Source organism: Pseudomonas chlororaphis subsp. chlororaphis (genome assembly GCF_003945765.1).
Taxonomy (GTDB): Bacteria; Pseudomonadota; Gammaproteobacteria; order Pseudomonadales; family Pseudomonadaceae; genus Aquipseudomonas; species Aquipseudomonas chlororaphis.
The window spans coordinates 413,622-425,305 of sequence record NZ_CP027712.1; the positions used below are offsets into that span (position 1 = coordinate 413,622).

An 11,684-nucleotide genomic window follows, 5' to 3' on the forward strand; every position below is an offset into this window, starting at 1 on the left:
AGAATGTTGGAAAAAGGGAGTGGCAGTTTAAAGCGAAGTTCCGGTGGCGTCACCGCCGGGCGGGGTTTGGCCGACCCGGAGGGCTGTGTATACTGGCCGACATTTTAACGCCCTGGAACCTCCTTGATGGTTGCTCACCTGATTCAATTCGCCACTGAACACTACTTGCTCGTCGGCGCCTTCGTCATCTTGCTGGCTCTGTTGATCGCTCACGAGTTGAGCCGCGGCGGCCGCAGCCTCAGCACCCGTGAACTGACCGCGCTGGTGAACAGCGAGCAGGGCGTGGTGATCGATATCCGTCCGACCAAGGACTTCGCCGCGGGCCATATCGTCGGCGCGTTGAACATCCCTCAAGACAAACTGGCCGCCCGCGTGGGCGAGCTGGAAAAGCACAAGGCCAAGACCATCATTCTGGTCGACGCCCTGGGTCAGCACGCGGGCACCCACGCTCGCGAGCTGATGAAGTCCGGCTTCACCGCCGCCAAGCTGTCCGGCGGCGTTGGCAGCTGGAAAGCCGACAACCTGCCGCTGGTGAAGTGATATGGCTGCCGTCGTCGTCTATTCCAGCGATTACTGCCCCTACTGCTCGCGGGCCAAGTACCTGCTCGAGAACAAAGGCGTAGCCTTCGAAGAGATCAAGGTCGACGGCAAGCCGCAGGTTCGCGCCGAAATGGCCCAGAAGGCCGGGCGCACGTCCGTGCCGCAGATCTGGATCGGCAGCACCCATGTGGGCGGTTGTGACGATCTGTTCGCCCTGGAGCGCGCCGGCAAGCTCGACGCGCTGCTCGCGGCCTGACTGACCACCCAAGTTCAGCAAACCCTACATGACCCCGAGATCAAGAAGGATCTGAGATGACTGACCAACAGAACACCGCTGCGACCGAAGACGAATCCGCACCGCAATTCTCGCTGCAGCGTATCTATGTGCGTGACCTGTCTTTCGAAGCTCCGAAAAGCCCGGCGATCTTCCGCCAGCAGTGGGAGCCGAGCGTCGGCCTGGACCTGAACACCCGTCAGAAGGCGCTGGAAGAGGGTTTCCACGAAGTCGTGCTGACCCTGTCGGTCACCGTGAAGAACGGCGACGAAGTGGCGTTCATCGCCGAAGTGCAACAGGCCGGTATCTTCCTGATCAAGAACCTGGACGACGCTTCGATGAGCCACACCCTGGGCGCGTTCTGTCCGAACATCCTGTTCCCGTACGCTCGCGAAGCGCTGGACAGCCTGGTGACCCGCGGTTCGTTCCCGGCCCTGATGCTGGCTCCGGTGAACTTCGACGCGCTGTACGCGCAAGAGCTGCAACGCCTGCAGGCGGCCGGTGAAGGCACCGTTCAGTAAGAGCTTTGCCCGAGCATGAAAAAAGCGCCGTTAAAGGCGCTTTTTTCATGCTCGGGCGAAACATTCGGGTAGGAGCGAGGCTTGCCCGCGATGGGGCCGACGCGAAACGTCTGAAGCACTGCGTTATCGTTCATCGCGAGCAAGCTTCGCTCCTACTTGAACCCCAGCTGGCGCCAGGCTTCGTAGACAGCCACCGCCACGGTGTTGGACAGGTTCAGGCTGCGGCAGCCTTCGCGCATGGGCAGGCGCAGGCGTTGTTCGGCGGGCAGGGCGTCCAGTACCTCGGCGGGTAGGCCACGGCTTTCCGGGCCGAACAGGAAGGCATCGCCCTCGGCGAAGCTGGCGTCGTGGAAAGGTCGCGAGCCCTTGGTGGTGAAGGCGAACAGGCGCGGATGGCCTAGGCTTTCAAGACAGCTGGCGAGGTCGGCATGGCGCTGCAGGGTGGCGTACTCGTGGTAGTCGAGGCCGGCCCGGCGCAGGCGCTTGTCGTCCATTTCGAAACCCAGCGGTTCGATCAAATGCAGGTGGCAGCCGCTATTGGCGCACAGCCTGATTACGTTGCCGGTATTCGGCGGAATTTCTGGTTGAAAAAGGATGACGTGAAACATGCACGGCTCCGAAGAAAAAGACAGGCCGCATTCTACGCCTGAAGCGGACGTCCGGCCGAAGCTAATGCTGCGGGTATTCGGCTCGCTGGCGATCTTTGGCGTGATGGTCGGGTTGATGATCGGTCGCCTCACCACCCCGGACCCCACCGAGTTGCAGGAAGTGCAGGTCCAGCCCAACGCCCTGGTGGTGTGGTTCAACAACGAGCCCAAGGTCCATGGCGAGCACATCGACGGGGCCGTGGTGCTGTTGTTCGAGGCCGAGGGGCGAGCGCAGAAGGGCCAGTTGAAGATCAACGACAAGGATGCCAACTGGCGGGTGCGGGCGGCTGAGGAAGGGTTGCTGTTGAACGTGGTCGCAGCAAGAGCGCTGCACGCCGAGTGGTCGGGCAGCGAGGTCGACGGGCGCTGGCGCCTGGAGATCCGGCTGCGCGAGGAATAAAAGAGGGGATTCCCGGCCTGCCTGTACCAAGGTCCCCAAAAGCGTGAGGGCTGGGCGCTGATTGCGCCGGGCCCGGTGTAAAGAGGGGAAGCCCCGGCCTGCCTGTACCAAGGTTCCCAAAAGCGTGAGGGCCGCGCTGATTGCGCTGGGCCCGGTGTAAAGAGGGAATCCCCGGCCTGCCTGTACCAAGGTTCCCGAAACGGGTGGGGCTCGTCGCTGTGAGCGTGATGAGCCCGGGTGTTAAAGAGGGAATCCCTGGCCTGCCTGTACCAGGGTTCCCCAAACCGGGTGGAACCCGTCGCTGCGAGCGGTATGGGTTCCGGGTGTAAAGAAGGGGATTCTCGGCCTGCCTGTACCAAGGTCCCCAAAACGGGTGAGTGACTGCACTCATGATCTTGTCTTTGCAGGGGGCGTGCCAATTTCGGCTTAAACGGTTAAGCGAATTTTCAAGAAAAGCTGAAAGCCCCGGTTTACGGGGCTTTCGCCGTTGTGCGGATATGTTTTTGCGAGAGAAATCGAGATCGCCCACGGGGGAAATCCCACGTCCAGCCGCGCATTCGGGCAGTGCAGGCTCACCATTGCGGTGCACAAAAAGCTTCGCGGGCAAGCCTCGCTCCTACAGAACACCTTCATCTGTAGGAGCGAGGCTTGCCCGCGATTGGATCTGTCATTCGGCACAACACGAATGTCTTGCCCTGTAGCCGCTGCCGAAGGCTGCGATCGCGACCGAAGGGCGCGCAGGATCTCAAGATCGCTGAAGGCCTTCGGCCTTATCGCAGCCTGCGGTAGCGGCTACAGGGGGTTACGCGGCTCAGCCCTCGTCGCTGTCGTCGTCATCCCCGCCGTCGACCTTCATCCCCAACTCCTTGATCTTGCGCGTCAGGGTGTTGCGGCCCCAGCCCAGCAGCACGGCGGCGTCGCGGCGGCGGCCGGCGGTGTGCTTGAGGGCGGTCTCGATCATGATCCGCTCGAAACTCGGCACCGCGCTGTCCAGCAGGCTCGACTGGCCGCGTGCCAGGGCCTGGTCGGCCCACTGGCGCAGGGCCTGCTCCCAGTTGGTCACTGGCGCCGAATCCTGCGGCAGGCTCAGCAGCTCCGGCGGCAGGTCGCTGATATGCACCTCGCGACCCGAAGCCATCACGGTGATCCAGCGGCAGGTGTTCTCCAGCTGGCGCACGTTGCCGGGCCACGGCAGGTTCTTCAGGTATTCCTCGGTCTCGCTTTTCAGCAGCTTGGGCTCGACGGCCAGCTCCTGGGCGGCGCGGCTGAGGAAGTGCTTGGCCAGGGTCGGAATGTCTTCGCGACGGTCCGACAGGCGCGGGATATGGATACGGATCACGTTCAGGCGATGGAACAGGTCCTCGCGGAACTTGCCGGCGTGCACCAGGGTTTCCAGGTTCTGGTGGGTCGCGGCGATGATGCGCACATCGACCTTGACCGGCGTATGCCCGCCGACCCGGTAGAACTCGCCGTCGGCCAGCACCCGCAGCAGGCGGGTCTGGGTGTCGGCCGGCATGTCGCCGATCTCGTCGAGGAACAGGGTGCCGCCGTCGGCCTGTTCGAAGCGCCCGCGCCGCAGGTTGGCCGCGCCGGTGAAGGCGCCTTTTTCATGGCCGAACAGCTCGGATTCCATCAGGTCCTTGGGGATCGCCGCCATGTTCAGCGCGATGAACGGCGAAGCCGCCCGTGGGCTGTGGCGGTGCAGGGCGTGGGCCACCAGCTCTTTACCGGTACCGGACTCACCGTTGATCAGCACGGTGATGTTGGAGTGGCTGAGGCGACCGATGGCGCGGAACACCTCCTGCATCGCCGGCGCTTCACCGATGATTTCCGGGGTGCGGGCCAGCGCCGGGATCACTTCCAGGCCCTGCTGCTCCTGGGCGTGCTGGTTGGCGCGCTTGACCAGGGACACCGCTTCGTCGACATCGAACGGCTTGGGCAGGTACTCGAAGGCGCCGCCCTGATAGGAGGCGACAGCGCTGTCCAGGTCCGAATGCGCGGTCATGATGATCACCGGCAGGCGCGGGTGCTGCTCGCGGATCCGCGCCAGCAGGTCCAGGCCACTGGCGCCGGGCATGCGGATGTCGGAGATGATCACGTCCGGCTGCTGGCGGGCCAGGCGACTCATCACACCATCGGCGCTATCGAAGCTCTGGGTGGTCATGCCTTCCTGTTGCAAGGCTTTCTCCAGAACCCAACGGATAGAACGGTCGTCATCGACGATCCACACGGTTTCACTACGGCTCATGTCGATGGGGCTCCTTGTTCCAGTGGCAGAAAGATCGAGAACGTGGTGTGGCCGGGATGGCTGTCACACTCGATCAGGCCCTGGTGCTGGCTGATGATGTTCTGGGTAATGGCCAGGCCCAGCCCGGTACCGTCCGGACGGCCGCTGACCATGGGGAAGAAGATGGTTTCCTGGAGTTCCGCGGGGATCCCCGGGCCGTTGTCGATGATCTCGATCTTGGTCACCAGGCGGTGGCGCACGTGGCCGATGGTGAACTGGCGCATGGTGCGGGTGCGCAGGCTGATGCGGCCCAGGCGCAGCTCGTTCTGGCTGCTGATGGCCTGCATCGCGTTGCGCACGATGTTGAGCACCGCCTGGATCATCTGTTCGCGGTCGATCAGTACATCGGGAATGCTCGGGTCGTAGTCGCGCACCAGGGTGATGCAGCCCTGGCTTTCGGCTTCCACCAGGCTGCTCACGCGCTCCAGCACTTCGTGCACGTTGCACAGGGCCAGCGATGGCAGCTTGTTGGAACCGAGCATGCGGTCCACCAGGTTCCGCAGGCGGTCGGCCTCTTCGATGATGACGTTGGTGTAGTCCTTGAGGTTCTCGTCCGGCAGTTCGCGGGCCAGCAACTGGGCGGCGCCGCGAATCCCGCCGAGGGGGTTCTTGATCTCGTGGGCCAGGCCGCGCACCAGCATCTTGCTGGTTTCCTGCTTGGACAACTGGGCCTCTTCCTTGGTGATCCGCAGCAGGCGGTCACGGGGGTGGACTTCCAGCAACAGCAGGGTGTCGCCATTGCTCAGGATTGGCGTCACCGCGTAGTCCACGGTCAGGGTCTGGCCGGTCAGCGCGGTGAGCATGGCTTCGCGCTTGGTGAACGGGTGCGCCTGTTCCACCGCCTGGCGCAAGGAGCTCAGGGCTTCGGCCGACTCGGTGAACAGTTCGCTGATGAATTGCCCATGGCTGCGCTGGCCACTGATGGCCAACAACATCTCCGCCGCTGGGTTCATGTACTCAAGGCGCAGGTCGGCGTTGAGCAGGATGGTCGCGGTGGTCAGGTTGTCGAGTAGCAAGCGGTGTAGTTGATCGCTGATGGTCATGGGTAAATGTTGACCTCTTTTGAAACAAGGCAATCCCGGGCCGGCCCAGGATTGCGCGCGCGAACAAGGCGCTGGTATCGAGAAAATGCAAAAACCAAACCAAGGCTCCGAAAAGAAGCGCTCGAGCCCTGAAACAGACGTTTAAAGTTCTGTTTCGCAGCGCTTTGCCGGCTGCGCTGGGTACTTTCGAACCAAAATGGGCTGCGGATGGGTGCAGGTGCAGCTTGATGCACCAATATAGTGCGATTTATCCGAGGCTGCGCTAAAGAATAGCCAGCCGTGCGCCGGTCAAGAATTCGCGGCGCACGCAAAAAGGCCCGCTTGCTGGCGGGCCTGGAAGTGTGCGGCGGATAGCGTCTCAGTGGGCGGGATGTGGGTTCTTGTCGATAGCCTGCTGCGTCGCGATCGGCTCCTCGTCCGGTAGTGTGGCGCGGGGTTCCCGAGCCAGTTCGTCGGCGTCCGCCTGCTCGGCGGTGGACAGGTCGGCGGCGTTGTGGCCGATGCGCTTGAGCAGCAGGAGCATGCACACCAGGGACACCAGGGCATAGCCAGCGGAGGCGATGGCCACGCCGACAATGCTTCCGGTGTTGTTGAGAATGCCCTGGGCCAGGACCGGCGTGGCGCCGCCCACCAGCAGGGAGCAGAGCTGGTAGGAAATCGACAGGCCGCTGTAGCGCACCCTGGTCGGGAAGGCGCGGGCCAGGATGCCGCCGACGGCGCCATAGAACATCGAGTGCGGCACGGTGGCCAGGCACATGCCGAGCACGGCGATCCAGTAGACGCCGGTTTCCACGGCGAAGAACATCGCCGGCATCAGGAAGAACTCCGGCAGCAGCATCAGCACCACGGCCTTGCGCATGTCCATCCTGGAAACCAGCACCGCGCCCAGGGGCTGGGTGATGAACTGCACCACCAGGGCGATGACGATCACGCTGAGAAAGGTGCTCTGGCTGTAGCCCAGCTCCTTGGTGGCCCAGGACAGGGCAAAGGTGCTCTTGAAGTAGGTGACATGGATGATCGGCAGCACGCCGGCCCCCAGCAGCACGATCTGCCAGTGTTTGCGCAGGACCTCCAGGATCGGCAGCTTGACGGTCTTTTTCTGCTGGATCAGGCGCTTCATGTCGTCCGATTCTTCGAGCTTGAGGCGAATCACCATGCCTACCAGGACCAGTGCCGCCGAGAGCAGGAACGGAATGCGCCAGCCCCACAGCAAAAAGTCCGGCGCGGGCAGGGCGCTGAGGCCGAAGAACACCAGGGTCGCCAGCAGGTTGCCAGCCGGCGAGCCCTGCTGGGCGAAGGCCGCATACAGAATGCCTTTGCCCTTGGGCGCGCTTTCGCTGGCGATGAGGATGGCGCCGCCCCATTCGCCGCCCACCGCGATGCCCTGGATGATGCGCAGCACCACCAGGGCAATCGGCGCCCAGATACCGATCTGCAGGTAGGTCGGCAGCAGGCCGATGCAGGTGGTGGCCACGCCCATCATGATCAGGGTGATCACCAGGGTGGTCTTGCGCCCGATCTTGTCGCCCAGGTGGCCGAAGATGATGCCGCCGATGGGGCGGGCGATGAAGCCGGCCCAGAGGGTCAAAAACGACAGCAGGGTGGCGGTGCCCGCAGGCAAGTCGGCGGGAAAGAACACCTTGCCGAAGACCAGCGCGGCGGCGATTCCGTAGGCGTAGAAGTCATACCATTCGATGGTGGTGCCGATGAACGAAGCGATTCCTGCCTTGCGGGCTTTCTTGTGCGCGGCAGCGTGCTGGGCGGCATTCATATTCAATTCCTGCATGTTGTTATTGTTATTTGCGCCGCGGGAGGTTCGTCTGACGACGGCTCCGGATACTCATTGCACGAATGGGCGCATCACGTACTTGCAAGGTCCGACGGCACGGAGCCTATACAGGCAGGAATGAAAAAAATAATGATTAAATCTTATTGTGTGATACGGGATTTCGTATGGTCGACAGCCCTCAAAGCCCCGGTGCCACGGGCTTTTGCAGGGCCTTGAGCACAGTCAGGAAACTCTCCGCGGCGGCCGACGGGTTGTCGGCATGACGGATGGCGTGGACCTCGGACAACGCCCCGTCGCCGCTGATTTCGCAGTAATGCACACCCTCTTTCCAGGTGCCCGCCAGGGTCTGCGGCACCAGGGCCACGCCCATTTCATACGCCACCATCGCCACCACCGTTTGCCAGAGCCGGGTTTCGTGGCGGATACGCGGGCTGAACCCGGCCGCCACGCAGCGCGCGATGATCAGGTCGTGGTAATGCGGTGAGACATTGCGTGGGAACAGGATGAAGTCATCGTTGGCCAGCTGCGCCAGGTCGATGCGCGCCTTGTCCGCCAGCCGGTGACCTTGGGGCAGGCAGCAGAGGAAGGGCTCGGCGAGAACCGGCTCGCCGCGGATGCTCTCGGGAAAGTGGCTCCAGTGCACGAAGCCGATATCGATCTGCCCGCGCTGCAGCGCCTGGGCTTGTTCGGCGCTGTTCATCTCCATCAGCACGATCTCGGTGTCCGGGTGATCCTGCTCGAAGGTCTTCACCGCTTGCGGCAGGCCACGGTGCAGGATCGAGTTGACGAAGCCAATGCTCAGCCGGCCGACGAAACCCTGGGCCGAACGCAGGGTCAGGCGCCGCGCCTGCTCGGCCCGCAGCAGCAGGTAGCGGGCTTCGTCGAGCAGCACCTGGCCGGCGTTGGTCAGGCTCACCGACTTGTTGTTGCGGCTCAGCAGCTGCACGTCCAGCTGGCTTTCGAGCTTCTTGATGTCGAAGCTCAGGGCCGGCTGGGAGATGAACAGGCGAGTGGCGGCCCGGCCGAAATGCAGTTCTTCGGCGACCGCGACGAAGTAACGAAGCTGTTTGAGATCCATGCTGGCGTCCTCGCTTTACGATCTGGTTTTCTTATCGTATTGGATTGATTTTGTATTAGATACTTATCGATGGCGACTCTAGTCTCGGGGCACAAGAGCCTGGAGAGACGCCATGACTGCCCTGCCTGAACCTATCCAAGACACCCTGAATATCCCCGATAGCCGGGGCCTGAACCTGTTCGACTGCGATGCCGGACTGGCGGCCCTGCTCAAGGTCTACCTGGCGCCGCAACTGTACGCCCAGTGGTTGCCGAGCCTGCGCCAGCTCGGTGCGCGGGCCGGTGGCGAGCTGGATGTGCTGGCACTCTCGGCGGACAAGAACCCGCCGCAACTGCGGCCGCGCACCCGCCGTGGCGAAGACCTGCAGAGCATTTACAAGCACCCGGATTTCATCGCCCTGGAGCGCGCCGCCTATGCCGAGCTGGGCCTGGCCTCCATGAGTCATTGCGCCGAGCCGGTGCTGCCGCTGGTCAAGTACGCCCTGACCTTCCTTTTCGTGCAGGCCGAGTTCGGCCTGTGCTGCCCGGTGAGCATGACCGACTCGTTGACCCGTACCTTGCGCAAGTTCGGCTCGCCGGAGCTGGTGGCGCGCTACCTGCCGTCCCTGGCTTCGCGGGATTTCGACCGCTTGTTCCAGGGCGCGATGTTCATGACCGAACAGGCGGCCGGCTCCGACGTGTCGCGCACTGAAACCCGCGCGCGCCTGGAGAACGGCGAGTGGCGGCTGTTCGGCGACAAGTGGTTCTGCTCCAACCCGGACGCCGACCTGGCCATGGTCCTGGCCCGTCCGGAAGACGCACCGGAAGGCATGAAGGGGGTCAGCCTGTTCCTGCTGCCGAAGGTCCGCCCCGATGGCTCGCGCAACGCCTACCGGATCCTGCGCCTGAAGGACAAGCTGGGTAGCCGCTCCATGGCCAGCGGTGAAATCAGCCTGGACGGCGCCACCGCCTACCTGATCGGTGAGGTCGGCCGCGGCTTCCAGCAGATGGCCGACATGATCAACATGTCGCGCCTGTCCAACGGGGTGCGGGCCGCCGGGCTGATGCGTCGCGGGGTCAACGAGGCGCTGTATGTCGCCCGCCAGCGCCGGGCCTTCGGCCGCCATCTGATCGAGATGCCGCTGATGCAGCGCCAGCTGCTGAAAATGATGCTGCCCGCCGAGCAGGCCCGTTCGATGTTCATGCAGATCGCCACGCTGCTGCCCAAGGCCGATGCCGGCGACGAGGCGGCGCGCAAGTGCGTGCGCATCCTCACCCCGCTGATCAAGTTCCGCGCCTGTCGCGATGCGCGCCGGGTCACCGGGGACGCCATGGAAGTACGCGGCGGGGTTGGCTACATCGAGGAGTGGAGCGATGCGCGGCTGGTGCGCGATGCCCACCTGGGCTCGATCTGGGAAGGCACCAGCAACATTGTCGCGCTGGACATCGCCCGCGCCGTGACCCGCGAGCAGGCCCTGGAGCCGCTGCGGCACTACCTCGCCGGCCTGCTCGCCGAGGCCGACCTGCCGGCGGCCAGCCAGCGCCTGTTCGAGACGGTCCTGCAACGTGCGGTCGCGGCCATCGAAAAGGTCGCGCAAGAGCGCCGCGATGACCAGGTGCGCCTGGCCGGCAGTGCCCTTTATCACACCGCCACGGCGATCTTCATGGCCTGGGAAGCGAGCCGCCAGGCCCCCGATTACCGGCGCCTGGCCCTGGCCCACCTGCTGCTCCAGCACAAGCTGCTGCCCCGCGATCCGCTGCGTCCGGAGGCTTCGATTGAGCCTGAGCTGCTGACGCTCCTGGCCAATGAAAGCGCGCTGTCGAAAGCCGATGCAATGCAGCTGTTGCCGGCCTGAACGGCCCTGCCCATTTTTGTCAGAGAACTGCCATGAACCATTCAAAAGGGGCCCTGGCCGGCCTGAAAGTCATCGACCTCAGCCGCGTGCTGGGTGGACCCTACTGCTCCCAGGCCTTGGCCGACCACGGCGCCGATGTGATCAAGCTGGAGCCTCTGAGCGGTGACGAGACCCGCGGCTGGGGCCCGCCTTTCGAGGGCGCCGACGCTTCGTATTTCAGGGGCGTGAACCGCAACAAACAGGGGGTCGCCGTGGACCTGTCCCGACCCGCGGGCATCCAGCTGCTGATGCGCCTGCTGGAAGACGCCGACGTGCTGATGGAGAACTTCAAGCCCGGCACCCTGGAGCGTTGGGGCATCGGTTATGCCGAGGTGCTGAGCCAGCGTTTCCCGACCCTGATCCACTGCGCGGTTTCCGGTTTTGGCAGTGACGGCCCGCTGGGCGGGTTGCCCGGCTACGACGCGGTGATCCAGGCGATGGCCGGGCTGATGAGCGTGAACGGCGAAGCAGACAGCGGCCCGCTGCGCATCGGCCTGCCGATCGTCGATATGGTCACCGGGCTGAATGCCCTGGCGGGGATTCTCCTGGCACTCAACGAACGCCACCGCAGCGGCCTGGGGCAGTCCCTCGACATCACCCTGTACGACTGCGGCGTGTCCCTGCTGCACCCGCATCTGGCCAACTATTTCGCCGCCGGCAAGACCCCGCAGCGCACCGGCAACGCCCATCCGAATATCGCCCCCTACGACAGTTACCGCACCGGCACCGAGCCGATCTTCCTGGCGGTCGGCAATGACCGACAGTTCGCCAAGTTGTGCGAACAGCTGGACGCCGGCGCCTTGCTGGACGACCCGCGTTTTGCCGACAACGGCTGTCGCTCGGTCAACCGCGAGGCGCTGAAGCAGGCGCTGGAGGCGCGCCTGGCCGAGCACGACGGCACGGCCCTGGCGCAACGGCTGATCCGCCTGGGCGTGCCCTGCGGCTCGATTGCCTCCATCGACAAGGTGGTCGAGCACCCGCATACCCGGCATCGCGGCCTGTTGGTGGAGATCGGCGACTACCGCGGCATCGGCTCGCCGGTGAAGCTGTCGCGGACCCCGGCCAGCTATCGCAGTGCTCCGCCGGCATTGGGCGCGAATACCCGCGAGGTTCTCGAAGGCCTGGGCCTCGACAACCAGACGATCGAAAACCTGTTCGAGCACGGCATCGTCCGCGAGTGAAGGGCTGCGCCCAGAGTCCCGGCCGGGCCTCTGGCGCGCTTCTCAGGTTCC

General features: G+C 64.1%; 12 protein-coding genes. 6 read left to right on the top strand and 6 right to left on the bottom strand.

Annotated features, from left to right (window positions below):
• Positions 1-126: 126 nt before the first annotated feature.
• From C4K27_RS01840 to secB, 3 genes are read left to right on the top strand one after another with little or no spacing between them, the layout of a single operon-like run.
• Complete coding sequence (locus tag C4K27_RS01840) at positions 127-540, top strand: rhodanese-like domain-containing protein (RefSeq protein ID WP_007930821.1); 414 nt, start codon at positions 127-129, stop codon at positions 538-540.
• A 1-nt stretch (position 541) separates the two neighbouring features.
• The gene (gene grxC, locus C4K27_RS01845) at positions 542-796 is read left to right on the top strand and encodes a glutaredoxin 3 (protein ID WP_007930824.1); all 255 of its coding nucleotides are present in this window, start codon (positions 542-544) and stop codon (positions 794-796) included.
• Between the two features lie 56 nt (positions 797-852).
• A complete protein-coding gene (secB, locus tag C4K27_RS01850) occupies positions 853-1,335 on the top strand; it encodes a protein-export chaperone SecB (protein WP_007930826.1) in 483 nt (160 codons plus the stop codon).
• On the opposite strand, the gene C4K27_RS31140 is transcribed toward secB, so the two are convergent.
• Together C4K27_RS31140 and trmL are read right to left on the bottom strand one after the other, a co-directional pair.
• Positions 1,329-1,478 (bottom strand): hypothetical protein, encoded by a 150-nt coding sequence (locus tag C4K27_RS31140; RefSeq protein ID WP_155500330.1) that lies wholly within the window; start codon positions 1,476-1,478, stop codon positions 1,329-1,331. The genes secB and C4K27_RS31140 overlap by 7 nt on opposite strands.
• Positions 1,479-1,487: 9 nt before the next feature.
• A complete protein-coding gene (gene trmL / locus C4K27_RS01855; RefSeq protein ID WP_007930832.1) occupies positions 1,488-1,943 on the bottom strand; it encodes a tRNA (uridine(34)/cytosine(34)/5-carboxymethylaminomethyluridine(34)-2'-O)-methyltransferase TrmL in 456 nt (151 codons plus the stop codon).
• Between trmL and C4K27_RS01860 the strand changes: the two genes are divergently transcribed.
• Positions 1,942-2,382 (top strand): hypothetical protein, encoded by a 441-nt coding sequence (locus C4K27_RS01860; RefSeq protein WP_053259313.1) that lies wholly within the window; start codon positions 1,942-1,944, stop codon positions 2,380-2,382. The genes trmL and C4K27_RS01860 overlap by 2 nt on opposite strands.
• An 811-nt stretch (positions 2,383-3,193) precedes the next feature.
• Here the strand turns inward: C4K27_RS01860 and ntrC are convergent.
• The 4 genes from ntrC to C4K27_RS01880 all read right to left on the bottom strand — a co-directional run bounded on the left by ntrC (position 3,194) and on the right by C4K27_RS01880 (position 8,579).
• Entirely contained in the window at positions 3,194-4,630 is a 1,437-nt protein-coding gene (gene ntrC / locus C4K27_RS01865) for a nitrogen regulation protein NR(I) (protein WP_007929941.1), read from the bottom strand.
• Positions 4,627-5,712 (bottom strand): nitrogen regulation protein NR(II), encoded by a 1,086-nt coding sequence (gene glnL, locus C4K27_RS01870; protein WP_007929942.1) that lies wholly within the window; start codon positions 5,710-5,712, stop codon positions 4,627-4,629. Before glnL ends, ntrC begins: the two co-directional genes overlap by 4 nt.
• Before the next feature lie 358 nt (positions 5,713-6,070).
• Positions 6,071-7,483 (bottom strand): MFS transporter, encoded by a 1,413-nt coding sequence (locus C4K27_RS01875; RefSeq protein WP_053259314.1) that lies wholly within the window; start codon positions 7,481-7,483, stop codon positions 6,071-6,073.
• A gap of 196 nt (positions 7,484-7,679) precedes the next feature.
• Positions 7,680-8,579: a LysR substrate-binding domain-containing protein gene (locus C4K27_RS01880; protein WP_053259315.1), complete on the bottom strand. Its 900-nt coding sequence runs from the start codon at positions 8,577-8,579 to the stop codon at positions 7,680-7,682.
• 112 nt (positions 8,580-8,691) lie between these two features.
• Between C4K27_RS01880 and C4K27_RS01885 the strand changes: the two genes are divergently transcribed.
• A complete protein-coding gene (locus C4K27_RS01885) occupies positions 8,692-10,413 on the top strand; it encodes an acyl-CoA dehydrogenase family protein (RefSeq protein WP_053259316.1) in 1,722 nt (573 codons plus the stop codon).
• Positions 10,414-10,445: 32 nt separating this feature from the next.
• Positions 10,446-11,633 (top strand): CaiB/BaiF CoA transferase family protein, encoded by a 1,188-nt coding sequence (locus tag C4K27_RS01890; RefSeq protein ID WP_053259317.1) that lies wholly within the window; start codon positions 10,446-10,448, stop codon positions 11,631-11,633.
• Positions 11,634-11,684 lie beyond the last annotated feature (51 nt).

Excerpts from the sequence above, each read along its gene's own strand:
- glnL (WP_007929942.1), bottom strand. The coding sequence starts at position 5,712 with ATGACCATCAGCGATCAACTACACCGCTTGCTACTCGACAACCTGACC.
- C4K27_RS01890 (WP_053259317.1), top strand. The coding sequence starts at position 10,446 with ATGAACCATTCAAAAGGGGCCCTGGCCGGCCTGAAAGTCATCGACCTC.
- C4K27_RS01875 (WP_053259314.1), bottom strand. The coding sequence starts at position 7,483 with ATGAATGCCGCCCAGCACGCTGCCGCGCACAAGAAAGCCCGCAAGGCA.
- C4K27_RS01880 (WP_053259315.1), bottom strand. The coding sequence starts at position 8,579 with ATGGATCTCAAACAGCTTCGTTACTTCGTCGCGGTCGCCGAAGAACTG.
- secB (WP_007930826.1), top strand. The coding sequence starts at position 853 with ATGACTGACCAACAGAACACCGCTGCGACCGAAGACGAATCCGCACCG.
- C4K27_RS01885 (WP_053259316.1), top strand. The coding sequence starts at position 8,692 with ATGACTGCCCTGCCTGAACCTATCCAAGACACCCTGAATATCCCCGAT.
- C4K27_RS01840 (WP_007930821.1), top strand. The coding sequence starts at position 127 with ATGGTTGCTCACCTGATTCAATTCGCCACTGAACACTACTTGCTCGTC.
- ntrC (WP_007929941.1), bottom strand. The coding sequence starts at position 4,630 with ATGAGCCGTAGTGAAACCGTGTGGATCGTCGATGACGACCGTTCTATC.
- grxC (WP_007930824.1), top strand. The coding sequence starts at position 542 with ATGGCTGCCGTCGTCGTCTATTCCAGCGATTACTGCCCCTACTGCTCG.
- C4K27_RS01860 (WP_053259313.1), top strand. The coding sequence starts at position 1,942 with ATGCACGGCTCCGAAGAAAAAGACAGGCCGCATTCTACGCCTGAAGCG.
- trmL (WP_007930832.1), bottom strand. The coding sequence starts at position 1,943 with ATGTTTCACGTCATCCTTTTTCAACCAGAAATTCCGCCGAATACCGGC.